The 23,087-nt window shown below is 60.4% G+C and carries 23 protein-coding genes; 22 read left to right on the plus strand and 1 reads right to left on the minus strand.

From position 1 onward, the window contains the following. Positions 1-152: 152 nt before the first annotated feature. Entirely contained in the window at positions 153-2,132 is a 1,980-nt protein-coding gene (locus tag RB548_RS01480; protein WP_331373299.1) for an O-linked N-acetylglucosamine transferase, SPINDLY family protein, read from the minus strand. Between the two features lie 346 nt (positions 2,133-2,478). On the opposite strand from RB548_RS01480, the gene RB548_RS01485 reads away from it, so the two are divergent. From RB548_RS01485 to RB548_RS01590, 22 genes are all read left to right on the plus strand, one after another. Continuing rightward, a complete protein-coding gene (locus tag RB548_RS01485; protein ID WP_331373300.1) occupies positions 2,479-3,423 on the plus strand; it encodes a flagellin N-terminal helical domain-containing protein in 945 nt (314 codons plus the stop codon). Positions 3,424-3,714: 291 nt separating this feature from the next. Beyond that, positions 3,715-4,659: a flagellin N-terminal helical domain-containing protein gene (locus RB548_RS01490; protein ID WP_331373301.1), complete on the plus strand. Its 945-nt coding sequence runs from the start codon at positions 3,715-3,717 to the stop codon at positions 4,657-4,659. 303 nt (positions 4,660-4,962) lie between these two features. After that, on the plus strand, positions 4,963-5,934 hold the full coding sequence (locus tag RB548_RS01495) for a flagellin N-terminal helical domain-containing protein (protein WP_331373302.1): 972 nt from the start codon (positions 4,963-4,965) through the stop codon (positions 5,932-5,934). Positions 5,935-6,346: 412 nt separating this feature from the next. Then, a complete protein-coding gene (locus RB548_RS01500; RefSeq protein WP_331373303.1) occupies positions 6,347-7,000 on the plus strand; it encodes a hypothetical protein in 654 nt (217 codons plus the stop codon). After that, entirely contained in the window at positions 6,997-8,205 is a 1,209-nt protein-coding gene (locus RB548_RS01505) for a MotB family protein (RefSeq protein ID WP_331373304.1), read from the plus strand. The genes RB548_RS01500 and RB548_RS01505 overlap by 4 nt, the downstream gene beginning before the upstream one ends. Positions 8,206-8,209: 4 nt before the next feature. After that, positions 8,210-9,514 carry a chemotaxis protein MotC gene (gene motC / locus RB548_RS01510; RefSeq protein WP_331373305.1) on the plus strand — a complete coding sequence of 435 codons (1,305 nt, stop codon included), beginning with the start codon at positions 8,210-8,212 and terminating at the stop codon, positions 9,512-9,514. Then, positions 9,511-11,022 (plus strand): flagellar hook-length control protein FliK, encoded by a 1,512-nt coding sequence (gene fliK, locus RB548_RS01515; protein ID WP_331373306.1) that lies wholly within the window; start codon positions 9,511-9,513, stop codon positions 11,020-11,022. The genes motC and fliK overlap by 4 nt, the downstream gene beginning before the upstream one ends. Continuing rightward, on the plus strand, positions 10,973-11,524 hold the full coding sequence (locus RB548_RS01520; protein WP_331373307.1) for a transglycosylase SLT domain-containing protein: 552 nt from the start codon (positions 10,973-10,975) through the stop codon (positions 11,522-11,524). The genes fliK and RB548_RS01520 overlap by 50 nt, the downstream gene beginning before the upstream one ends. A 271-nt stretch (positions 11,525-11,795) precedes the next feature. Beyond that, on the plus strand, positions 11,796-12,467 hold the full coding sequence (gene rem, locus RB548_RS01525) for a transcriptional activator Rem (protein ID WP_136506072.1): 672 nt from the start codon (positions 11,796-11,798) through the stop codon (positions 12,465-12,467). Positions 12,468-12,555: 88 nt separating this feature from the next. Further along, entirely contained in the window at positions 12,556-13,785 is a 1,230-nt protein-coding gene (locus tag RB548_RS01530) for a flagellar hook protein FlgE (protein ID WP_331373308.1), read from the plus strand. A gap of 24 nt (positions 13,786-13,809) precedes the next feature. Next, positions 13,810-15,267 (plus strand): flagellar hook-associated protein FlgK, encoded by a 1,458-nt coding sequence (flgK, locus tag RB548_RS01535; protein ID WP_331373309.1) that lies wholly within the window; start codon positions 13,810-13,812, stop codon positions 15,265-15,267. Positions 15,268-15,269: 2 nt separating this feature from the next. Beyond that, positions 15,270-16,328 carry a flagellar hook-associated family protein gene (locus RB548_RS01540; protein WP_331373310.1) on the plus strand — a complete coding sequence of 353 codons (1,059 nt, stop codon included), beginning with the start codon at positions 15,270-15,272 and terminating at the stop codon, positions 16,326-16,328. A gap of 35 nt (positions 16,329-16,363) precedes the next feature. Then, positions 16,364-16,711, plus strand: coding sequence for a flagellar biosynthesis regulator FlaF (gene flaF, locus RB548_RS01545; protein ID WP_283961594.1), 348 nt, complete (start codon positions 16,364-16,366; stop codon positions 16,709-16,711). Further along, the gene (gene flbT, locus RB548_RS01550) at positions 16,708-17,157 is read left to right on the plus strand and encodes a flagellar biosynthesis repressor FlbT (RefSeq protein ID WP_331373311.1); all 450 of its coding nucleotides are present in this window, start codon (positions 16,708-16,710) and stop codon (positions 17,155-17,157) included. The genes flaF and flbT overlap by 4 nt, the downstream gene beginning before the upstream one ends. Beyond that, positions 17,148-17,564, plus strand: coding sequence for a flagellar hook assembly protein FlgD (gene flgD, locus RB548_RS01555; RefSeq protein WP_331373312.1), 417 nt, complete (start codon positions 17,148-17,150; stop codon positions 17,562-17,564). Before flbT ends, flgD begins: the two co-directional genes overlap by 10 nt. A gap of 7 nt (positions 17,565-17,571) precedes the next feature. After that, a complete protein-coding gene (fliQ, locus tag RB548_RS01560) occupies positions 17,572-17,838 on the plus strand; it encodes a flagellar biosynthesis protein FliQ (RefSeq protein ID WP_136506065.1) in 267 nt (88 codons plus the stop codon). A 216-nt stretch (positions 17,839-18,054) separates the two neighbouring features. Continuing rightward, positions 18,055-20,142: a flagellar biosynthesis protein FlhA gene (gene flhA / locus RB548_RS01565; RefSeq protein WP_331373313.1), complete on the plus strand. Its 2,088-nt coding sequence runs from the start codon at positions 18,055-18,057 to the stop codon at positions 20,140-20,142. Then, positions 20,139-20,891, plus strand: a complete 753-nt coding sequence (fliR, locus tag RB548_RS01570; protein ID WP_331373314.1) for a flagellar biosynthetic protein FliR — start codon at positions 20,139-20,141, stop codon at positions 20,889-20,891. Before flhA ends, fliR begins: the two co-directional genes overlap by 4 nt. Before the next feature lie 2 nt (positions 20,892-20,893). Beyond that, positions 20,894-21,286, plus strand: a complete 393-nt coding sequence (locus RB548_RS01575; RefSeq protein WP_331373315.1) for a hypothetical protein — start codon at positions 20,894-20,896, stop codon at positions 21,284-21,286. A 223-nt stretch (positions 21,287-21,509) separates the two neighbouring features. Continuing rightward, complete coding sequence (locus RB548_RS01580) at positions 21,510-22,061, plus strand: rod-binding protein (RefSeq protein WP_331373316.1); 552 nt, start codon at positions 21,510-21,512, stop codon at positions 22,059-22,061. Positions 22,062-22,129: 68 nt separating this feature from the next. Beyond that, on the plus strand, positions 22,130-22,498 hold the full coding sequence (locus tag RB548_RS01585; RefSeq protein ID WP_280660104.1) for a hypothetical protein: 369 nt from the start codon (positions 22,130-22,132) through the stop codon (positions 22,496-22,498). Further along, positions 22,498-23,070 (plus strand): hypothetical protein, encoded by a 573-nt coding sequence (locus tag RB548_RS01590; RefSeq protein WP_331373317.1) that lies wholly within the window; start codon positions 22,498-22,500, stop codon positions 23,068-23,070. Before RB548_RS01585 ends, RB548_RS01590 begins: the two co-directional genes overlap by 1 nt. Positions 23,071-23,087 lie beyond the last annotated feature (17 nt).

Here is a 23,087-nt window from a genome sequence, read left to right on the forward strand (position 1 = left end):
ACAGCCGAGCAAGACAGGGGCTGCCACGTCCTGCCGGGCGCACGAAAGTTCTTGCGAAATGCACGCCGCTGACTGGTGTGGCGATCATTGAATAGAAAAAGAGGCAGTGGAACCACCGCCTCTTTTCCAATGGTCTTTTCTGCAGTGCCGATCTATCGCTCGAAGGAACCCTCGCGCGGGGGAAGGGCCGGAACGTCGATGTGATCCGGTGGCAGCTTCTGCTTGGCGCGATCCACCATCATCTCGTAGCCGCGCTCAAGATGCCGGCAGAAGCGCTCCGCATCGAACAGCGGCATGCGGAAGCGATTTTCCTGTAGCGCCTTCCTGTATTCAACAATCTTTTCGCGGTTCTCGTAGAGGGCGACCGCTTCGGCGACGTAGGCTTCGGCGCCCGCGGCCACGAGCTGCGGCAGCCCGATCGCATTGAGCAGGCTTTCGCTCACGCGCGAGGCGAAGTTGGTACCCTTGAACGTGAGCACCGGCAGGCCCGCCCAGAGCTGTTCGGACGTGGTCGTGTGGCCGTTGTAAGGGTAGGTGTCGAGGCCGAGATCGGCGGCGGGCAGTCGGTTTATGTGCTCTGCATAGGCCGTCTTGCTGCACAGGATAATGCGGTTCGAGGCGATACCGCTACTCTGGAACTTACGCAGAACGTTGGCCTGCGCGTCCCGCTTGCACATGAGCCACAGAATGCTGCCGGGCGTTCTGCGCAGGATCTCGATCCAAAGATTGATGGTCTGGAGAGAAATCTTTCTGCTGGCGTTGAACGATGCGAAGACGAACGCGTCATCCGGAAGGCCGAGATCCTTGCGGGCGATGCCGTAGGGGCGAGGGCGGTGAAAGGGATCGTTCGGCTGATAGGTTTCCGGAAGCCGGCAGAACTTTTCATAGTAATGCTCTTGGCTTCCCTCAGGCAGCACGTACGGGTCGCCGATAACATAATCGACATCGATGTTTGTCGTGGTTCCGGGGAACCCGAGCCAGGAGACCTGAACCGGTGCGGCCTGATGGTTAAGGATCTTCAGGCGGTTGTCGAGCGTGTGGCCCTTCAAGTCGACCAGGACATCGATGCCTTCTGCACGAATGACACTGGCCGCCGCCGCATCGGACATATCGTCGATGCGGATAATCCGTCCCCAATTGATGCGATTGCCCCGGTCACGGGCCAGATTGCTCTCCTTCGTGTGACAGAAGAGCGTGACCTCGAATTTTTCCGGATCGTGCAGCTCCAGCACCGCCTGCAGGAGCTTCATCGTTGCGTGCTGATCCCAGAAGTCCGCCGAAAGATAGCCGATACGGATCTTCTTCGCCCATTGATGCGGCATGTTGCGCCGCGCCTCAGCAATTGCAGAAGCAAAGGGCTGGCTCCTCGCTCCAGCCCACCGATTTAGCCTTTCATCGCCGCACCAAGTAACGTGATAGTAGGGGGACTCGGCGGCCAGAATCTCGTACTTTCCGGCATCCAGCGCTTTCTGTACGTCCGGATAGTATTTTTCGATCTCGGCGTAGTCGTTGGCCTCACGGGCAAAGACGAGATAGGCCGCCCGCAACACCGTGCTCTTCGGATTTTTCCGGAAGAGATTCACGACAGCATCGCGATCCTGCGCATCGTCGATATCGGCCGTCAGAAGTTTGAAGGCGAGGGACTGATGCTGGATGTTTACGCTCGTCGAAAGCGGCGCCTTGAACAGGCCGAGAATTTCCTTCTGGTCCCGCCTCAAGAAAATGGATGCGATGATGAACGCGATGTCGGGGTCGGTCTTCGCCTTTTCGAGAAGGGGAAGACCGATGCTGAGCGCCTCGTCCTCGTTGCCGCACGCAAAATGCAGCTTCATCGCTTCGCTCAAATAGTGCTCTGAACGCGAACCCTTTTCCTCTCCCGCCAATTGATAGGCGCGCGCCGCATCCGTCTTGAAGCCAAGTTTCAAGAGAACCTTTGCCAGCAGGACGAATGTCTTGGCCTCCCTGCTGATGTTCATCAGGTGGTTGAGTTGGTTGAGCGCCTCGGTGTACTGGCCTTTCTGATATTGCCGGGAGGCGTTCGTGAAGAGGGCATGCGCGTTCAATTGCGGCTCCGTCGCATAGGTCGGATCGCGGCCGGCATTCTGCCGCTCCGGTCCTGATTCGATCGACATGTTTCACGCAACATTGTCGTCGGCGGACCTTGCCTCAGGCGTGATTCTCAGAATGGCTGGTCTGGCCTTCGGCCATGGCTGTCGAGGGAGGGTGCGTGAACAAAAAGCTTCATGAGGTCAATCATTTAATCGTACGTTAAGCATGAATGGAGGCATCCAGAACAGGCGCCTGCATTTAATGAATTCGCAAGCATTGGCCTCGATATTCGACTCCACATGACGGGTTTGGTTTCTTCCAAAGAATGTTTGTTGGAACCGAGAGGCATGAAGCCGGTCCGTCATCACCGGTAGTGTACACAGTCCGGTATGTCCCCCAACCGTATTCAGTAAAAAAGGGACAACTCATATGACCAGCATCATGACGAACTCTTCGGCAATGGCCGCAATCGCGACCCTGCGTTCGATCAATTCCTCGATGGAAACGACCCAGGACCGGATTTCCTCCGGCTATCGCGTTGGTTCGGCCTCTGACAACGCCGCTTATTGGTCGATCGCGACCACGATGCGTTCCGACAACAAGGCGCTTTCGACGGTTCAGGACGCTCTCGGCCTCGGCGCCGCCAAGACCGACGTCGCCTATACGGCGATGAAGTCCTCGATCGACGTCGTCGACGAAATCAAGGCGAAGCTCGTTGCCGCCAGCGAACCGGGTGTCGACAAGGGCAAGATCCAGAAGGAAATCAAGGAACTTCAGAACCAGCTCGTCAGCATTGCGAAGTCCGCTTCGTTCTCCGGCGAAAACTGGGTCTACAACGACAACAACAACGCTGCCGGCACCAAGTCGATCGTCGGTTCGTTCAACCGCGACGCCAGCGGCAATGTCAGCCTGACCCAACTGCAGTTCGACACGACGAAGAGCTCGCTCATCGAAGTCGACTCGGCTGGCGCCTATGTCACCAACGGTTCGGGCCTGCTTTCGAGCGACCTCGAATACACCGACACTGACGGCACGACGACGGTCACGCTGAGCTACAACCTGCTCGAGATGGACATCAGCAGCATGACGGCCGGCGACCTGGCCGGGGCGATCTCCGGTGTCGACGCTGCCTTGCAGACCATGACCGACGCTGCCTCCGATCTCGGTGCGCTCAACAGCCGCGTCGATATGCAGAAGGACTTCGTCGCCGATCTGATGGACTCGATCGAGAAGGGTGTCGGCAAGCTCGTCGATGCCGACATGAACGAGGAATCGACCCGCCTGAAAGCCCTGCAGACGCAGCAGCAACTCGGCATCCAGTCGCTGTCGATCGCCAACAGCAACTCGCAGAACATCCTGTCGCTGTTCCGCTAAGCGAGTTTCCGATCGGCGGGTGACTACCGCACCTGGCTGCAGCCAATCGAGGCCGCGTTTCGCAGGAAACGCGGCCTTCTGCTTTTCAGGCGATGGCGTCTCTCAAAAAATTCTGACGTATCGAGGATCCGCTTTAGCCTTCGTTAACTATGTTGGTGTTTGCTGTGGCCATCGAAACAGCGGGTTAACCAACAAATTTAACGCGTTAGCAGGCATGAAGCTGACCGCCGTTTCCCGGTAATCCCGGAATGTCCCTTTCCTTTCAACTGTTCACCAAGGGGCACTCAGCCAATGACAAGCATCATGACGAACACCGCCGCAATGACGGCGCTCGCAACTCTGCGCTCGATCAACTCCTCGATGGAAACGACCCAGGACCGCGTTTCCTCGGGCTATCGCGTAGGCGCTGCCCAGGACAACGCCGCCTACTGGTCGATCGCGACCACGATGCGTTCCGACAACAAGGCACTTTCGACAGTTCAGGACGCCCTCGGCCTCGGTGCCGCCAAGACCGACGTTGCCTACACGGCAATGGAATCCTCGATCGACGTCGTCGACGAGATCAAGGCCAAGCTGGTCGCAGCCAGTGAACCGGGCGTCGACAAGAGCAAGATCCAGAAGGAAATCACCGAGCTCCAGAACCAGCTGATCAGCATCGCGAAGTCTGCTTCCTTCTCCGGCGAAAACTGGATCTACAACGACAACAACAACGTTGCCGGCACCAAGTCGATCGTCGGTTCGTTCAACCGCGACGCAAACGGCAATGTCAGCCTGACGACGCTTCAGTTCGACACGACGAAGAGCTCGCTCATCGAGGTCGACTCCGCCGGTGCCTATGTCACCAACGGCTCGGGCCTGCTTTCGAGCGACCTCGAATACACCGACACTGACGGCACGACGACGGTCACGCTGAGCTACAACCTGCTCGAGATGGACATCACCAGCATGACTGTCGGCGATCTGGCCGAAGCCATCTCCGGCGTCGACGCTGCCCTGCTGACCATGACCGATGCCGCCTCGGACCTCGGTGCACTCAACAGCCGCGTCACCATGCAGAACGACTTCGTTGCCGATCTGATGGACTCGATCGAGAAGGGTGTCGGACGCCTGGTCGATGCCGACATGAACGAGGAATCGACGCGTCTGAAGGCCCTGCAGACGCAACAGCAACTCGGCATCCAGTCGCTGTCGATCGCCAACACCAACTCGCAGAACATTCTGTCGCTGTTCCGTTAATCGGTCCAGCTTCAGCTTAGTCCGACAAGAAAGCCGCGCTGCTCGATAAGCAGCGCGGCTTTCGGCTTCCTTGCCCGACAAGCGTTTGGTTAGGATTTATCCATCTTTGTTTATTTTCGTTTATTTTTGTTACCGATGCGTAAATCGCGTTAACCATTTGTTAACCAACAAATCGTTACACCTTCGTTAAGAGCGAAGGGTCGCCTCCCAGGGCAAATTGGAGGCGGTTCGCATGACGCTGGTCCCGTCGCTGCCGGTGCACTCCGGAATGTTTTTGAAAAAATCATTCAGGGCGAACGATCTATGACCAGTATCATGACCAATGCCGCCGCCATGGCGGCGCTCCAGACATTGCGCTCGATCAACAACAACATGGCCGAGGTGCAGAACCGGATTTCGTCGGGCTACCGCGTCCAGACCGCAGGCGACAACGCGGCCTACTGGTCGATCGCAACGACCATGCGGTCCGATAATGCGGCCCTTTCGACAGTCCAGGACGCGCTCGGTCTTGGCGCCGCCAAGGTCGATACGGCTTATGCCGCCATGGACACGTCGATCGATGTGATCAGCGAGATCAAGGCGAAGCTCGTTGCCGCGCGCGAGCCTGGCGTCGACAAGCTGAAGATCGACAAGGAAATCACCGAGCTCAAGAACCAGCTCTTGTCCGCAGCGCAGTCCGCATCCTTCTCCGGCGAGAACTGGCTCTACAATTCCAACGCTGCCGCGGTCGGAACCAAATCGATCGTCGCGTCCTTCAACCGCAGCGGCAACGGCAATGTTTCCGTAACGACGCTCGACTTCGACACGGCTCAGTCGATGCTGATCGACACGGCCGATGCCACCCGCGGCCTGCTGACCAACAGTTATGACGCTGATCAATTGCAGGCCACGCCGTCCGGCACCCCGCGGCTCTTTCACCTCATCGTCGCGCCCCCGGCCACACCTGTCGCCGGCAGCACCGAGATCAAGCTGACGGGCGCGACGACGAGTGCGCAGCTGGACGACATGATCAGCGTTGTCGACAAGATGCTGAGCAAGCTCACCGATTCCGCCGCCACGCTGGGGGCGATCACCAACCGCATCGACATGCAGGAGAGCTTTGTCGCGAACCTGATGGACGTGATCGACAAGGGCGTGGGACGCCTGGTCGATGCGGACATGAACGAGGAATCGACACGGCTCAAGGCTCTGCAGACGCAGCAGCAGCTCGGCATCCAGGCGCTGTCGATCGCCAACACCAATTCCGAGAACATCCTGCGCCTCTTCCAGCAGTAAGGCGCTGGCATTTCCGTCGCTCCCCGTCCGCTTGCACGAAAGCAAGCGGCGTCGCCTTCCGCCGTGCCGCCGGTCATCGGCATTTGGCGGGAACCGTTGGACCGCGCTGTTTGCCCTGGCGCGGTCCAACCATTTTCGCGCAAGTTTGACCGAATAGCCTCCCATCACAGTCTTGTCGGACTGTCGGCCAAGATGAGTTTTGCGCCGCCGCTTGCACCGGCTCTGCCAGCTTTGCTTTCGCAAGAGCCGCTGCACATCGAGAATGTTGGGTCCTGTCGCTGTCTCGGGCGTTCGGGACCGAGGGAGACATTGGAAACGTGTCAGGCTCTTTGGATTTCCGGGCCGTGAGGCCGCGTGCGAGGGATGGGCGGAACATGCCGACGTCCGCCGCGCGACCGCGGGAGGCGCGCCGATGAGCGCGCCGCTTTCCCGGTACCTCAAGGATTTCAGCGCGCCGAAGATCGAGTTGTCGAGGATGCCGCCGAAATACTTCCCGGATATCGACTCCGGCTTTCCAGCCGTGGATCGTCCCGGCGCGAGGCCCGCCATGCCGGAGATCGACATCGATGCCGAGCGGCGCGATGCGTTCGCGGAAGGCCGCGCCGAAGCCAGCGCCGAACTCGTTTTCGAGCACCAAAAGCAGATCGCCGAACTCGAGGCGCGCCACGCCGAGGACATGCAAGCGTTGACGCTGCGCCTCGAAGGGGAAGTTGCCGGTAGACTGGCAAGCAAGTTTACGGAAATGACCGAGCGGCTTGCCGTCGGCCTCGGCGACCAGACGGCGCGCGTGCTTGCGCCGGTCATGGAAGAGGCGCTGCTGAAGCGCGCCATCGAAGATCTGGCGCAGATGGTCAGACAGGGGCTCGCGGCCGGCGAGGGTGGCGTGATCACGGTCAAGGGGCCGCAGTCTCTTTTCGAGGCGCTGAAGCGGCATATGCCGGATGACGCTACGCTTTTCCGCCATATCGAAACCAACGACATCGATCTCGCGGTCGAAATGGGTGACGCCGTACTGGTGACCAGGATGGCCGCCTGGTCCGATACCGTCCGGAAAGTTCTGGCATGAGTGACGAAAGCCATCATAACGGCAAGAACGAAATCATCATCGTCAAGCGTTCCCCGGACGGCCACGGCGAGCATCATGGCGGCTCGTGGAAGATCGCCTATGCCGACTTCATGACGGCGATGATGGCTTTCTTTCTGGTGATGTGGCTGATCAACGCCGCGAACGAAGAGACGAAAGCGGCGATCGCCTCCTATTTCAATCCGGTGCAACTCACCGACCAGAAGCCCTCGGAGAAGGGGCTGAAGGATCCCGCCAAGGACGCCCAGGGCGAGCAGACGCAGCAGCGGTCGAAGACCGACGGCGAGCAATCGAAATCCGGCGGCGCCGCCAAGAAAGGCGATCAGCTGACGGCGACCTCCGGCGAGGAAACGAAGTATTCCGACGCCGATTTCTTCGAGAACCCCTATTCGGTTCTTTCCGAAATCGCCAAGGAAGTCGGCCAGCAGGCCAATATCAGCGTCAAGGGCGATGGCGGCGCGGCGCAGTCGGGTCCGGCGACGGGTGCCGAAGGCGGCGAGGCCTACCGCGACCCCTTCGATCCGGACTTCTGGACCAAGCAGGTCGAGATCAAGGAGGCCGGCAATACCGCGCTAAGCGACGTGGCAGCCGCGACGAACCCCGCGCAGCAGGGAGCAGCCGAGCAAAAGCCGGTCGCCGATGGTCGGGTGCCGGCCAAGATCGAAGGCCAGACTGCCGCGAGCGCGGACGCATCCAAGCCTGAGCCCGACGGAAAAGATCTGCAGAAAGAGGCAGACGCGCTTAAAGTCGAAATCGAGAAGGAACTCGGCCAAAATGCCGGGCGGCTCATTGAGGGGCTGATGGTGACCCCTGCCGAGGGCGGCCTTCTCGTGACCATCAGCGAGCAGACGGACGCCGCGATGTTCGCGGTCGGCTCCGCCGTGCCGCAGAAGGAACTCGTGCTCGCGATGGAAAAAATCGGCCGGCTGCTCGCAGCGCGCAAGGGTGCCGTGGCAATCCGCGGCCACACGGACGGTCGTCCGTTCAAGGACGGAACCTACGACAACTGGCGCCTCTCGGCGGCGCGCGCGCAGAGCGCCTACTACATGCTCGTCCGTGGCGGGCTGACGGAAGACCGTGTCAGCCAGATCAGCGGCTTCGCGGATCGGCGCCTCCAGGTCCCGAGCGATCCCTACGCGCCCGGCAACCGGCGCATCGAAATCCTGTTGCAGTCGGGACAGGGCTGATCGGATGCTGAAGCGGCTGCACGCGATCCTCCTGATGTCGGCTCTGACTCTCCCGCTTCCGGGGGGGCTTGCCTGTGCGGCCGCGGCGGAAGAGCTCGCGCCCTTCAAGATGATAAGGTCGCTGCAATTCGTTCAGGATTCGGTCGTGCTCGGCGATCATTCCGCAATCGAGATGCAGCGTTTCATGCTGGGGGCGATCGACAAACGGCTGAGGGTCGTCGAGCAATCGGCCTTCCGCGATCCGCGCAACGTCGATGCGGCGCTGGTTTACGTCATGAGCGGCGGCAACCCCGACACGCTCGACTATCTGACCGACCGCGACATCGAAGGAAATTTCGATAGCAGGGTAACGGAAGCGTTGCGGCAGTATCTCAGCGGCAAGGGCGCGCTTATCGTCGAAGCCCTTTCCAAGGCCGCGCCGGAATACAAGAACGCTCGCATCGGCCCTTATCTTTTCCTGATCCTCGGCAATGCGACCTCGCAGCAGAATCCCCTGGCTGCGATGAAATATTACGACTGGGCCCGTCTGACTGCGCCAGGCACCATCATCGAGGAGGCGGCGCTGCGACGCTCCGTCTTTCTGGCGGCAAGGGCGAACGAGCCCGACAAAGGGTTTCGCTATGCCTTGAGCTATGCGCGCCGTTACCTGACGTCGCCCTATGCAAGCCAGTTCGCCGACGTGTTCGTCGAACTGGCGGTTGCACATTTCGATGAAGCGGCGGAGCAGCGGGTCTCCGAAGTCCTGGCCTTTATGGATCGGCCGCGCCAGCGCGAGGTCTATCTTCGTGTCGCCCGGCGCGCGGCGATCGGCGGCAATCAGGCTCTCGCGCGGCTTGCGTCGAAACGGGCCGAAGGTCTCGCTGATGGCGGCACTTCGCCGTCGCAGGTACTCGCGAGCTTTTATGAGGGGCTCGCCGCGGTGCCCTCGGCGGACGTGTTCACGGCCACCGAAACCATCAATGCAATCCCTGATGAAAAACTATCTCCGCGCGATCGGGCGCTCCGCGATGCGGCGAAGGCGATTGCGGATGCGGTGGTGCAGCTACCGCAGGATGAAAGCTCCATGCAAGCGTTAGCGCCTACACCGGACAGAATCGCCGCGGAAGAGGGCGAGGCTGTGTCCGAGGAGACGGGAAGCGGGATGAGCCCATTCGGCGAGACGGCTGAGGCATCGGGTCAGTCGAGCGACGGTGGCAAGACCAGTGCCGGAACGAAGCGGTCTGTGGACCCGACACTCGACCGGTTCCTCACCAACGGGCGCTCGAAGATCGCTGAGATCGATTCTCTCCTGAAGGAGGAAGGACTATGAGGCCTCTTGACGAGAGTATGCGTAGCCCACCCCCGGCTGCCACGAGCAAGGCGGGGTCGAGGCAGGGCGGAAGGGAAGAGATCGGCGGAGCGCCCCGCGGCTTCGAAGACGCGATTGCCGACGCCAGCCGCCAGAAAGCACAGGGACAAGGCCCGGCTATTAGCGATGCCAAACAGCAGGCGGACAATCCATCTGCTAACGGCTCGCGGGGACCGATCGACAACGGCACGGCAGCCGAAGATCGTGAGATACGTGCTTCGATCGGACGCAACGGATCAGAGGGCAGCTGGGACGCGGAGTCATTGCACGACCTCGGCAATGGTGGTGCGGAAGATAAGAACGCGGCCGGCAATCGAGCGACATCCGATTCGGGTTCCGTCCGCGAGCAGGCAATTAAGCGGCTTCAGCGCATGGGCCTCGCGAACAAGGAACGTACGCCATCGGGCAGAGATCGTGGCGGCGAACAGGACACGGATGCGTTGGCGCAGAAGGTAGCTGCCCTCGCGCGCGGGCAGGCAAAGGCAGGCGCCGCGGCAACGCCCGAAGCGCCGGCGGGCGCCGAGCAGGAGGACGCTTCCGGCACGGCCGAGCCGGCAAAGGGGGCCGTCGGCGATCTGCTTACGATGCTCGGCGCGGCGGCCGCGATAACCGCCGCTCTGCAGCAGCCGGAAGGCGAGGCGGACCGCCTGTCGGGTGAACGCACCGTGCCGGGCAACACGGCCCGAATCAACGGCGGCGAAGGTTTGGCCGATGCGGTCCCGGACGACGGCCTGCAGGGAGAGAAGGACGTTTCCGAACCCGATCAACTGTTCCGGTTTGCGCGTGCCGACGGCAAGGGCCAGACGGTGTCGATGGCCATTTCGCGAGATGGGGAGAAAGCCGTCGTCGATAACACCAAGCCGGGCACCACGTCCAAGGCGGAAAACGTCACTGTCTTGGAAGCGCGCCGTTACCTCGGCCTGGCGATGAACCCCAACGCAGCGTCGGTGACAGGCGCGATTGCGGGTGACAGTGGATGGACGCAGTTGATGCAATCGAGCACAGCCCTGGCGCAATCCGATACCTCGGGCCAAGTCGGCAAGACGCTCAACACGCTCAAGATCCAGATGCATCCGATCGAGCTCGGCACGGTGACGGCGACCTTGCGGTTGAAGGACGACGCGTTGCAGGTCGATCTGAAAGTGGAGTCCGGCGAGGCGTTCCGCCAGTTGCGTGACGACCAGGGTGAGATGGTCAAAGCCTTGCGCGCCCAAGGCTTCGCGGTCGACCAGGTGAATATCGTGTTCAATGCCGGCGGCGACGCTTCGTCTGGCGGCAGTGCGCAGCAGCAGGCGCAAACCGCCCCAGGCCAGCAGGGGCGCGAACACGCCGGCGAGGGGAGCGGACAGGAGCGCCAGAGACAGGATAGTGCGCAAGCAGCGGCGGCAGAAAGGTGGGCGGGCAATGATGGACAGGGTGATGCGCCGGTTGACGCTGAGCGCACTCGTGCTGGTTACGTCTACATGTAGCGCCTGGGCAAGCGCCGGCGTCTGCGAGAGCGAGATCATTTCCGCCGCTTCGAAATATGGCATTCCGACCGGTATTCTCTATTCCGTGGGCCTGACCGAGACCGGCCGCAAGGGATCCCTCCAGCCTTACGCGATGAACATCGAGGGCAAGGCGTATTTCGGCACCAGCGTTGAGGACGTCTTGGCTCGCTTCGGCACAGCGCGAGCGGAAGGGGCCAAGCTCATCGATCTCGGCTGCATGCAGATCAACTATTACTTCCACGGCGAGAATTTTCGTTCGCCGGAGGAAATGCTTGATCCGCGCAAGAATGTCGAATATGCCGCACGCTTCCTGTCCAATCTCCGCGCGAGGCACGAGAGCTGGACGATGGCCGTCGCGCGTTACCATGCCGGTCCGAACAACGATCCGGCGCAGAAGAAGTACGTCTGCCGGGTGATCGCGAATCTCGTCGCGACGGGCTACGGGAAGTGGACGCCGAACGCCACGCAGTTCTGTCAATAATCAACCTGAGATTGCTCTCGTCCGCTTGAGACCGCATTGTGGCGACAATGCGGGCAGATTGTGATGGCAAGTGGATTTGTTGCAGTTCGTTAACTTTTCCACACGATTTTAGTGTCATGATTAACGAGCACCTACTAGATGTAGATCAAATCGGCACGCAATCCCTAATCAATTATTAAAATCTCCCATTAACTTCCTCTAGTTGTTCGTGAATCCCTCGATTCGTACCTCTTTATCAACGAGGCACCCATATTGATTCGGAGGCGGACGAATGATCGTGGTGGTTGATGATAGAGAGCTCGTAAAGGATGGCTACACGTCCTTGTTCGGGCGCGAAGGTATTCCCTCGACGGGCTTTGATCCGAGGGAATTTGGCGAGTGGGTAAACACGGCTGCGGACTCGGATATCGATGCGGTCGAGGCGTTTCTGATCGGGCAGGGTGACAGCGCATTCAGCCTGCCACGCGCGATCCGTGACCGCTCGATGGCACCGGTAATCGCGATGAGCGATACACCTTCGCTCGAGAACACTCTGGCGCTGTTCGACTGCGGGGTCGACGACGTCGTGCGCAAGCCGGTGCACCCGCGAGAGATCCTCGCTAGGGTTGCCGCGATCCGCCGGCGCCTCAAGGCCATCACCAACTATACCGATATCGGTCCGATCCGCGTTTTCGCCGACGGCCGCGATCCGGAAATCAACGGCGAGGTCTTCGCCCTGCCGCGGCGCGAGCGGCGCATTCTCGAATACCTGGTCGCCAACCGCGGCCGCCGCGTGTCGAAGTCCCAGATCTTCAACGCGATCTACGGCATCTTCGACGAGGATGTCGAGGAGAACGTCGTCGAAAGCCACATCAGCAAGCTGCGCAAGAAACTGCGCAAGAAGCTCGGCTTCGACCCGATCGATTCGAAGCGCTTCCTTGGTTACTGCATCGACTGGAACTGAGTGTGTGGCAGTGGGCGGGGCAGCTCAAGACAGGTTCACGCAAGGCCCGGCTCCTAGTGTCGCCGCAACGATGAATTGAGGATCCGATATGAGTCTCTACGGTACCATGAGAACCGGCGTGTCAGGCATGAACGCCCAATCGAACCGGCTCAGCACAGTCGCGGAGAACATCGCGAACGCCAATACGACCGGCTACAAGCGTGCATCGACGGAATTCTCATCGATGATCCTGCCGTCGAGCAACGGTGCCTACAATTCCGGCGGCGTGCAGACACAGGTTCGCTACAGTATCTCCGAGCAGGGTGCGACGACCTACACGACCTCCGGCAGCGATCTCGCGATCGATGGCGGCGGTTTCTTCATCGTTGAAGGTGCAAACGGTCAGGAATACCTGACGCGTGCCGGCGCCTTCGTCCCGGACAAGGAAGGCAACCTGGTCAACGCCGCAGGCTTCACACTGATGGGCTACGAGTACCAGGCCGGCGCCGATCCGACGGTTGTTGTCAACGGCTTCGACGGTCTGACCAAGGTGAATCTCAGCTCAGAAGGCTTGGTCGCTCAGGGATCGACGAAGGGTTCTATGGGCGCCAATCTTCCCTCGGGAGCGGCCGTAGGCGATACCTCCACGACGTCGCTTGTCGTCTATGACAGCCAGGGTAACACGCGCATTCTCGATTTTGTGTATGAGAAGACCGCAGCAAACAATTGGTCGGTCGAAATCCGCGACCGTGCGACCTATACCGCCGGTCCGCCCGCCACCGGTGTACTCGGCACCGCGGCCTTGGCCTTTGATGCAAGCGGGGCGCTTACGACCTCTCCGGCAACGCTCACCACCACAGCGATGACTGGCCTGCCCGGGACTGGTGCAAACCTCGCGGCAATCACCATCGACCTGACCAAAACCACCCAGCTCGGCTACGCCTTCAACTCCGACGGCGGCACGATCGACGGCAACGCGCCGAGCAAGGTTGCCGGCTTTCAGATCGATTCCGATGGCATCGTCTACGTCAAATACGAAAACGGCAAGCTCGATCCACGCTATCGCATCGCGCTTGCCAATGTGCAGAGCCCGGACAAGCTGCTGCCGGAGTCCGGCAACGTCTATTCGCAGGGCGTCGATTCCGGCGTGATTATCACCGGCTTCGCCGGTGCCGGCAACTTCGGCGAAATCCTTTCGGGTGCGCTTGAGAGCTCGAACGTCGACATCGCTGAAGAACTGACGGCGATGATCGAATCCCAACGCAACTACACGGCCAACTCCAAGGTCTTCCAGACCGGCGCCGAATTGCTCGACGTGCTGGTCAACCTGAAACGGTAATCGGAAAGAGAGACGGTCCGCGTCATGTCGCTGTCCACCGCAATCACAATCGCGCAGTCGGCTTTCAACACCACGGCGGCTCAGACGGCCATCGTGTCGAAGAACATCGCGAATGCGGGCAACGCGGACTACTCACGCCGGATGGCGCTGCTGGGATCGACGCCGGGCGGGGCGCAGGTCGTCTCGATCTATCGGGCGCAGAACGAGGCGCTGCTCAAGCAGAGCATTGCCAGCATCGGGCAGTCCTCGGGTCAGGGTCGCCTCCTCTCCGGTCTGGAACTCCTGAAATCGTCGCTTGGCGGCAACGACTACGAAACGTCGCCGGCAAGATACCTGGCGGCATTTCGCAACAGCTTGCAGACATTCGCGTCGACACCCGGAAACCCGGCGATGGCGGCTTCCACAGTGTCGGACGCTGGCGATCTGGCAAATGCCATCAGCACGGCGGCAAATGCGGTTCAGAGCCTTCGCGCCGATGCCGACAAGGAGATCGCGATCGAGGTCGAGAAGCTGAACAGCCTGCTTGCCGAATTCGAGCAGGCCAACAATGCGGTGAAGGCGGCAACGGCTCAGGGGCAGGACGCGAGCGATGCCCTCGACCAACGGGACAAGATCCTGAAGCAGGTATCGGAGATCGTCGGCATCTCGACGGTCACGCGGGCCAACAACGACACCGTGATCTATACGGCCGACGGCACGGTGCTGTTCGAGACCATGCCCCGAGCTGTCACCTTCGCCCCCAAAGCAGCCTATGACGCGACGATCACGGGCAACAAGATCTATGTCGATGGTGTTCCGGTGGCGGCCGGCGCTGGAGCCAACACGACTGCCGAAGGCAAGCTGGCGAGCTTGCTTCAGCTGCGCGACGACGTCGGGCCGAAATTTCAGTCGCAGCTCGACGAAATTGCCCGCGGTCTGGTGACCCTCTTCCAGGAGGGCGACCCGTCCGGCGTGCCGCCGATCCCCTATGCGCCAGGACTTTTCACCTGGGCAGGTGGCACGGTTCCGCCGGCGGGCACAGTTGTTCCCGGCCTTGCGGCAACGCTCGCCGTCAATCCTTTGGCAAAAGCCAATCCGATGTTGCTGCGTGACGGTGGTTTCAACGGCGTCGTGTCCAATCCGGGCGGCGCTGCAACGCCCGATGCGGGCTATACCGCCCTGCTCGAAGGCTTTATCGACGCCATGGGTGAGGACATGGCTTTCGACCCCGCAACGGGCCTCGACGGAACCAGCTCGATCCTCGATTTCGCAACATCGTCGGTCGGTTGGCTGGAGCAGCTGCGCAGCACCGCCTCGACCGCCAGCGATAACAAATCGGCGCTTCTTGCGCGCACCCAGGAAGCCTTGAGCAAAGAAACCGGCGTCAGCATCGACGAGGAATTGTCCCTGCTGCTCGACCTGGAGCAATCCTACAAAGCATCGGCCAAGCTGGTCAGCACCGTGGACGCCATGATGGCGGCCCTGATGGAAGCCGTGAGGTAATCATGAAGACATCCTTCGTTTCGAATCTGGCGATCCAAAACGCCATGCGGCTGACGATTCAGCAGCAGCAGGCGGAAATGCTCGACCTCCAAAAGGCCTTGACGACGGGCCGCCACGCCGATGTCGGCGTCACGCTCGGCGCGTCGACCTCGCGCTCGCTCAACCTGCAACGTGAGCTCGCGCGCATGAACTCGCTCACAAGCACCAACTCGATCGTCACCCAGCGGCTCTCCGCCTCGCAGGAGGCCCTCGAGACGATGGCGAGCGCGGCGCAAAAGGTCCGCGACACACTCGTGACCTTCAAGGGCAACGATTCTGCCGACAAGCTGGCAATCCAGAAGACGGAAATCGACAGCGCTCTTTCGCTTTTCACATCGGCGGCGAATACCTCGTTCAACGGGGAGTTCCTGTTCTCGGGTATCAATTCGGACGTGAAGCCGCTTGCGGACTATAACTCCGCGGCAACCTCGGCTGCCAAGACTGCGTTCAACACGGCCCTGTCGACATACATGGCGGCCCAGGTCCCGCCGCTGACGTCGATGGACCAGTTCTCTGTCACGCAGATGCAGGATTTCATCACCACGGTCGTGGAGCCGATGTACACCGGCGCACAATGGGATGCCGATTGGTCCGATGCATCGAACCAGAACATGACGAGCCGCATCAGCACCTCCGAGGTCATTGAAAGCTCGACGAACGTCAACACGACCGGAGTGCGGATGTTCGCGCTCGCGAGCGTCATCGCCTCGGAACTGATGGACAAGGGCGTCACTTCGGAAGTCCGCAACGCGATCGGAGAAGCAGCCATCGATTACGTCGAGCAGGGTATTACCGGCATCGACGCCGAACGCAGCAAACTCGGCGTCGCCGAGGCTCGCGTGAAGAAGGCAAACGACTCCCTGGCGGCACAGATCAAACTCGTCACCACGCATATCGGCGACATCGAAGGCATCGACGAGGAGGCAGCGTCGACGCGCATAAACCTTCTGAAAACGCAGCTTGAGACATCTTACACGCTCACATCGCGGATTCAGCAGTTGAGCTTGCTCAATTTCCTCTGATCGAGAGGGACCGGACAAACATGAAGGATGTCTGAATGTATCAGTTTTCGTATGCCGAGATCATGGAGGACGGCGTCGCCGATTCCAAGGATCGCGAACGGCAGGTACTCGATCGCTCGATCGCACTTTTGGAGGCGGCGAAACAGCAGAATGGGTATTCGCGGGAGGCTATCGAGGCGATCTATTTTACCCGACGCGTCTGGATCCGCTTCATCGAGGATTTGCGCACGCCGGATAACCAGCTCAACGAAGAGCTGCGCGCCAATCTGATTTCGATCGCCATCTGGATCTTGAACGAGACCGAGAAGATCCGCAAACGCGAATCTTCCAACTTCCAGGGCATCATAGACATTACCACCATCATCAGGGATGGACTGAAATGAAGAGCACACTGCGTATCTCGCTGAAATCGGGCGAAAGGATTTTTGTAAACGGCGCGGTGCTTCGCGTTGACCGCAAGGTTGCGGTCGAATTCCTGAACGACGTCACCTTCCTCCTGGAAAACCACGTGCTGCAGCCGGAAGACGCGACAACCCCGCTGAGGCAGCTCTACTTCATTGCCCAGATGATCCTGATCAACCCGGAAGGCGCCGACCAGTCGACGGCGATGTTCCGCAAGTCGATCGTCATGCTGCTCACCTGCTTCAAGAATGAAGAGGTTCTGGCCGAGCTGAAGCGCATCGACGGTCTCGTCACGCAAGGGCGCGCATTCGAAGCACTGAAGGCGATCCGGGCGCTCTATCCGATCGAAGATCGCATCCTCAATGCGCAGGAAATCACGCCGGCAACGGTCGAGCAGATTCGCAAGGAGATCGCACCATGGCGGTAAGTGGCGTCAGCAATACTTCGACCACCTACACACCGACGGTTTCGGCCACGGAATCGTCGGACGACGCGACCGCTGCGACGCTGAACTACGAGAGCTTCCTGAAGCTGCTCGTGGCGCAGATGAAGAACCAGGATCCGACCAGCCCGATGGACGCGACGCAGCAGATTGCCCAGCTCGCGACCTTCTCGCAGGTGGAGCAGACGATCAAGACCAACAAGAACCTCGAAAGCCTGCTGCAGCGCACGTCCCTCAGCGAAGCGGACGCGGTTATCGGCAAAACGGTGACGAGCGCCGACGGCAAGACGACTGGTGTCGTCAAGGAAGTAAAACTATACTCGGACGGAATCATCGCCGTCTTGGATACGGGCAAGGAGCTCGTCATCGGACCCGGCGTCAAAGTGAAGTGATTTCCTTATGAACGAGGCGGACGCCCTTGATATTGTGCAGGCTGCGATCTGGACGGTGATCGTGGCCTCAGGCCCCGCCGTGCTCGCCGCGATGGTGGTTGGTGTCGTCATCGCGTTCATCCAGGCCCTGACCCAGGTCCAGGAAATGACGCTGACCTTCGTGCCGAAGATCCTGGCCGTGATGATCACTGTCGCCGTTTCCGCACCCTTCGTCGGTGCGCAGATCTCCATCTTCACCGACATCATCTTCTCCCGGATCCAGTCCGGATTCTGATTGTTTCCGCCTGCTGCATGTTTCCGTAAATCGCATTCGATAGACGGACAAAAAACATGCAGCGATTCGAAGTGCTACAGCGACCTTTGTGCGTCTGAAAAGACGCACGGCGCTGCAGTGCCACCCTCGCGCAAGCTTGGGCCTGTAGATCTCCGGCGATAGCTTGGGCAGCTTTCGCGGACTGCTGCCCGCCTCTCATGAAGAGACGGAAGAGACATGGCACAACAGGCGACGCTGACCATCCCGAAACTCGCACCCAAGAGCAGGGACATCGGCTTTGCGCTCGGGATCGTGATGATCCTGTCGATCCTGTTCCTGCCGATTCCGCCGTTCCTGATCGACCTCGGCCTGGCGTTCTCGATCGCTTTCTCAGTGCTGATCCTGATGGTCGCGCTGTGGATCCAGCGGCCGCTAGAGTTCTCGTCCTTTCCGACCATCCTCTTGATTTCGACGATGACGCGGCTGTCGCTGAATATCGCGACGACGCGCGTCATCCTTTCGCACGGGCATGAAGGGCACGGCGCTGCGGGTGGGGTCATTTCCGGCTTCGCCAGCCTCGTGATGTCCGGCGATTTCGTCATCGGTCTGATCGTCTTCCTGATCCTGATCACGGTGAACTTCATCGTCATCACCAAGGGTGCGACGCGTATCGCCGAAGTCGGCGCCCGCTTCACCCTCGACGCAATCCCCGGCAAGCAGATGTCGATCGACGCCGATCTTTCCGCCGGCCTGATCGACGAGAAGGAGGCGCAGCGGCGCCGCCGCGAGCTCGAAGAGGAAAGCTCCTTCTACGGCGCGATGGACGGCGCGTCGAAATTCGTCCGCGGTGACGCGATCGCCGGTCTGATCATTACCGCGATCAACATCTTCGGCGGCATCATCATCGGCTATCTGCGCCACGACATGCCGATCGGCGAGGCGGCCGACGTTTTCGTCAAGCTCTCCGTCGGCGACGGCCTCGTCTCGCAGATCCCGGCGCTGATCGTCTCGCTCGCCGCCGGCCTGCTCGTCTCGCGCGGCGGGACCGCCGGCTCCACCGACCAGGCGGTGGTCGGCCAGCTCAGCGGTTATCCGCGGGCGCTGACGGTCGCCGCCGGCCTCATCATCCTGCTTTCGGTGATGCCGGGGCTGCCCTTCCTGCCGTTCGCCGCTCTCGGCGGCGGCATGGCCTTCCTCGGCTGGGTCATTCCGAAGCAGCTCGAAGCCGCCGACGCGGAGAAGCGGGCGCAGGAGGCGATGAAGGCGCAGCAGACAAAGGAGAGCGACAAGGATTCCGTCAAGTCGGTGCTGAAGACGGCGGAGATCGAACTTCTGCTCGGCAAGCAGGTCTCGACGCGGCTGCTCGGCGCGCATCAGGAACTCGCTTTCCGCGTCGGCAAGATGCGCCGCAAATTTGCCGGCCAATACGGCCTCGTCGTTCCGGAGATCAAGGTTTCCGACGATATCTCGATCCCGGACAAGGCCTATCACATCCGCATTCACGGCACGACCATCGCGTCCAACACGGTGCGGGTTGGCGAAGTGCTGGTCGTGACGGGCGGCGGCCGCCGGCCGAGCGTGCCCGGCGACGAGATCAGGGAGCCAGCCTTCGGCATGCCGGCCGTCTCGATCCTGGAGACCTTTACGGAAGACCTGAAGCGCGAGGGTTTCCACCCGATCGACAACGTCTCGGTGGTGCTGACCCATCTGAGCGAGGTCATCCGCAACAATCTTCCGCAGCTCCTCTCCTACAAGGACGTGAAGGTGCTGATCGAGCGGCTCGATCCGGAATACAGAAAGCTCGCAGACGAGATCTGCACGTCGCACATGTCCTATTCAGGGCTGCAAGCGGTCTTGAAGCTGCTGCTTGCAGAGCGCGTGTCGATCCGCAACCTGCACCTCATTCTTGAGGCCGTGGCCGAGCTTGCACCGCATGTGCGCAAGACCGAGCAGATCGTCGAGCACGTACGCGTGCGCATGTCGCAACAGCTCTGCGGCGACCTCGCCGACAACGGCGTTCTCCGCGTTCTCCGGCTCGGCAATAAATGGGACATGGTCTTCCATCAGGCGCTCAAACGCGATGCCAAGGGCGAAATCGTCGAATTCGACATCGATCCCCGTCACCTGGAGGAATTCAGCGAACAGGCGACCAAAGTTATCCGTGAACATCTCGATCGCGGCATGCCCTTCGTGCTGGTAAGTTCGCCCGAATCCCGCTCTTATGTGCGTATGATCATCGAACGCCTCTTCGCCACGCTGCCCGTGCTTTCCCATGTCGAGCTTGCCAAGGGCCTTGAGATCAAGATCATCGGCTCGATTTCATGATCACCGACCCGGAGGGCACGGTACTGGCACTGTTTGCGGCCTTTTGCCGGATCGGCGCCTGCGTCATGATCATGCCGGGATTTTCAGCCGCACGCGTTCCCGTCCAGATCCGGCTGTTCATCGCCGTTGCGATCTCCATGGCCATTTTGCCAATCATGTGGGACGACATCTACCCGCAGGTCACCGGCAAGGGCCATACCTACATCTACCTCATCGCCACCGAGACGATCGTCGGCGCCGTCATCGGTCTCGTCGCGCGTTATTATGTGCTTGGCCTGCAGTTCGCCGGCACGGCTGCGACCATGCTGATGGGATTCAGCCCGCCGCCCACGGCGGACGTGCTTGAAGATACGGCCGAAAACCAGCTCACCACCTTGATCAGCTTCGCCGGGCTGATGATCCTGTTCATGCTGGACTTCCACCATGTGATGATCGAGGCGGTCGCCCAATCCTACCGTGTGATGCCGATCGGCAGCGGCTTTGATCCGCAAGGCGTGCTGATCACGCTCGCCAACTCGCTCGGGCAGACCTTCATGATCATGCTCAGGCTCGCGAGCCCGTTCCTGATTTATGGCCTGCTTTTCAACGTCGCGATCGGCATGGTGAACAAGCTCGCGCCGCAGATTCCGGTCTATTTCATCTCCCAGCCCTACCTCATCATGGGCGGTATGTTCCTGCTCTATCTCGGGATCGCCGCGATGCTGCGGCTCTTCGCCGACGGCTTCGCGCCGGTAATGCAGGGAGGCTAGGCGTGAAGACGCGCTCGGAAAAACTGAAGCGCCTGGTCGCCGTCCAGCGGCACCTAGAGCGGATGGCAGAAAGCGAGTTCACCGAGACCGCGCGCCAGCGCGCCGTTCTTGCCGAAACGATCGACGTGGTCGTCGACGCGATGGGTTCGGCTCACCCGATGCATCGCATCTTCTCGGCTCATTACGCCTCCCACCTCGGGCGCCTGGTACAGAAGGATCAGATGCTAATCGGCATCCAGCAGGTTCACGAGGCGCGCATGCTGAGAGAGCGCGCGAAAGGCGACCGGATCGAGGAGCACATGAAGGATGCCCGCCTCGTGGAGGACCGTGAGGCGGCCGACAACTCGATCCTCGATCTGATCGATCAGCACCTCGCTACAGCGCCGCGCGTCTAATCAGACGCGCAAAGGTCGCTGTAGAACTTTGAGTTTCTGCATGATTTTGTCCTTCAATCGATTCCGATTTAAGGAACCATGCAGGAGCGGTCCGCCAGCTTCCGGTAAGGTTGAAGGGCGATAGTGCGCCATCGGGGCTGCCCTTCCAGTGATGGGCAAGCCCCGATTCGGGACATTTGCGGCCGCGCAGGATTGCGGGTGCTTCCGTTCGAGAGGATCTGACATGGCTATTTCCCCGCCCAGCGACCTTGTGATGGACGTCGTCCGTGCGGCCGATCCGGCGGAAATCCAGGAAGCCCAGGCAAGGCTCAAGGCCAACCGCGCCGCCTTCCAGGCAACGAGCCTTGCGGAAAACGGCAATGGTTTTGCCGCGGCGGTCTCAGTTCTCGACCCCTCCGAGGGATCGACCGGACTGGGCGACATCAACAACCGGGTCGAGCAGAAGAAGATTCCCGAGACCTATCGGAAATTCGAGGCGATGGTGCTGCAGAATTTCGTGAAATCCATGCTGCCGAGCGAAAGCGAAAACGTCTATGGCAAGGGCACGTCCGGCGACGTCTGGAAGAGCATGATGGCCGAGCAGATCGGCGACGTTCTTGCCGCAGGCGGCGGTATCGGCATTGCCGATCGGTTGGTCGGAGACGATGCGACCGGTCGGGTCAATGCATCCGTCGACGGCAACAGCCACAACCTCGCGACGAGCATGGTCCAGGAATATGAGCGCAAGGCTCTCTCCGGCTTTTTGACCAACGATGAAAAGAAGAAGCAAGCCTAGAGCGGACGAGCATATCCGGCGGTTTCCGCCTGCATCTCGCTTTGGATTATTTTCGGGAGTTTATTTTTATGGAAGCTGTGGCATCGAACGACGTACGAATTCGCAATGTTCTCGGCCGGCTGGAAATGATCATCGACAACGAGAACAGCCGGATCGGCGTGGACCCTGATTTCGATATCAAGACGTCGAACGCACACAAGAGCCGCTGCCTCTACGAACTGACGATGCTCCACCGTGATGCCATTCCCGGCGAAATCTCGCCGGCCTTCGTTTCGCAGACGCGCCATTTGCGCAACAAGCTGCAGATCAATTCCCAGAAGGTCGAGGCGCATCTGGAGGCGGTGCGTTCCGTGGTCGATCTTCTCAAGACGGCTGCCCAGGATGCCGACGCGGATGGCATCTACACCGAAGCGCAGTTCCGCTATAGCGATTTCTGATGTTGAAGCTCGTTCTCACCGGGGTCTGGGTCTTAGCCGTTACGCTCGGATCCGTCTATTTCTCGATGCAATACGCTTCCGCGCCTGTCGTGTCGGAGGCCGACGCCGACAGACGTGCATCCGAGGAATACGTACCGGGAGAGATCATCACTGTCCCGGTCATCAAGGAAGGGGCGGTGCAGGGATATTTCCTTGCGAAGCTGTCCTTTTCGGCCACCAAGGAAGGCATTGTGAAGCTGCACGCACCGCTTCGACAGGTCGTGACGGATGAGCTTTATGACATGCTCGTCGGCTCGAAGTTCGTGGACCTCGCCGACACCGGATCGTTCGATCTGCCGACCTTCAAGGTCGCGGTGAAGGACGGCCTGAACAAGAAGCTCGGCAATGAGGTGATCACCGAGGTTCTGGTGGAACAGCTCGAATATCTCACCAAGGATGATGTCGAACGCGTCGCCAACAGCCAGAACAGGCCATACCAAAAGCCGGTTCCCGTCGTGGACAAGAATGGCAACATCGCCGCGGACAAGATTCCCGAAGGGGCGGTGAAGGCGAACAGCAGCAGCGCTCATTGACCGGTGCTACAGCGCCG

This window comes from Sinorhizobium chiapasense (assembly GCF_036488675.1).
Lineage (GTDB): Bacteria > Pseudomonadota > Alphaproteobacteria > Rhizobiales > Rhizobiaceae > Sinorhizobium > Sinorhizobium chiapasense.

What these genes read in the sequence shown, in the direction of transcription:
- RB548_RS01480 (WP_331373299.1), bottom strand. Translation starts at nt 2,132, where the DNA reads ATGTCGATCGAATCAGGACCGGAGCGGCAGAATGCCGGCCGCGATCCG.
- RB548_RS01485 (WP_331373300.1), top strand. Translation starts at nt 2,479, where the DNA reads ATGACCAGCATCATGACGAACTCTTCGGCAATGGCCGCAATCGCGACC.
- RB548_RS01490 (WP_331373301.1), top strand. Translation starts at nt 3,715, where the DNA reads ATGACAAGCATCATGACGAACACCGCCGCAATGACGGCGCTCGCAACT.
- RB548_RS01495 (WP_331373302.1), top strand. Translation starts at nt 4,963, where the DNA reads ATGACCAGTATCATGACCAATGCCGCCGCCATGGCGGCGCTCCAGACA.
- RB548_RS01500 (WP_331373303.1), top strand. Translation starts at nt 6,347, where the DNA reads ATGAGCGCGCCGCTTTCCCGGTACCTCAAGGATTTCAGCGCGCCGAAG.
- RB548_RS01505 (WP_331373304.1), top strand. Translation starts at nt 6,997, where the DNA reads ATGAGTGACGAAAGCCATCATAACGGCAAGAACGAAATCATCATCGTC.
- motC (WP_331373305.1), top strand. Translation starts at nt 8,210, where the DNA reads ATGCTGAAGCGGCTGCACGCGATCCTCCTGATGTCGGCTCTGACTCTC.
- fliK (WP_331373306.1), top strand. Translation starts at nt 9,511, where the DNA reads ATGAGGCCTCTTGACGAGAGTATGCGTAGCCCACCCCCGGCTGCCACG.
- RB548_RS01520 (WP_331373307.1), top strand. Translation starts at nt 10,973, where the DNA reads ATGCGCCGGTTGACGCTGAGCGCACTCGTGCTGGTTACGTCTACATGT.
- rem (WP_136506072.1), top strand. Translation starts at nt 11,796, where the DNA reads ATGATCGTGGTGGTTGATGATAGAGAGCTCGTAAAGGATGGCTACACG.
- RB548_RS01530 (WP_331373308.1), top strand. Translation starts at nt 12,556, where the DNA reads ATGAGTCTCTACGGTACCATGAGAACCGGCGTGTCAGGCATGAACGCC.
- flgK (WP_331373309.1), top strand. Translation starts at nt 13,810, where the DNA reads ATGTCGCTGTCCACCGCAATCACAATCGCGCAGTCGGCTTTCAACACC.
- RB548_RS01540 (WP_331373310.1), top strand. Translation starts at nt 15,270, where the DNA reads ATGAAGACATCCTTCGTTTCGAATCTGGCGATCCAAAACGCCATGCGG.
- flaF (WP_283961594.1), top strand. Translation starts at nt 16,364, where the DNA reads ATGTATCAGTTTTCGTATGCCGAGATCATGGAGGACGGCGTCGCCGAT.
- flbT (WP_331373311.1), top strand. Translation starts at nt 16,708, where the DNA reads ATGAAGAGCACACTGCGTATCTCGCTGAAATCGGGCGAAAGGATTTTT.
- flgD (WP_331373312.1), top strand. Translation starts at nt 17,148, where the DNA reads ATGGCGGTAAGTGGCGTCAGCAATACTTCGACCACCTACACACCGACG.
- fliQ (WP_136506065.1), top strand. Translation starts at nt 17,572, where the DNA reads ATGAACGAGGCGGACGCCCTTGATATTGTGCAGGCTGCGATCTGGACG.
- flhA (WP_331373313.1), top strand. Translation starts at nt 18,055, where the DNA reads ATGGCACAACAGGCGACGCTGACCATCCCGAAACTCGCACCCAAGAGC.
- fliR (WP_331373314.1), top strand. Translation starts at nt 20,139, where the DNA reads ATGATCACCGACCCGGAGGGCACGGTACTGGCACTGTTTGCGGCCTTT.
- RB548_RS01580 (WP_331373316.1), top strand. Translation starts at nt 21,510, where the DNA reads ATGGCTATTTCCCCGCCCAGCGACCTTGTGATGGACGTCGTCCGTGCG.
- RB548_RS01585 (WP_280660104.1), top strand. Translation starts at nt 22,130, where the DNA reads ATGGAAGCTGTGGCATCGAACGACGTACGAATTCGCAATGTTCTCGGC.
- RB548_RS01590 (WP_331373317.1), top strand. Translation starts at nt 22,498, where the DNA reads ATGTTGAAGCTCGTTCTCACCGGGGTCTGGGTCTTAGCCGTTACGCTC.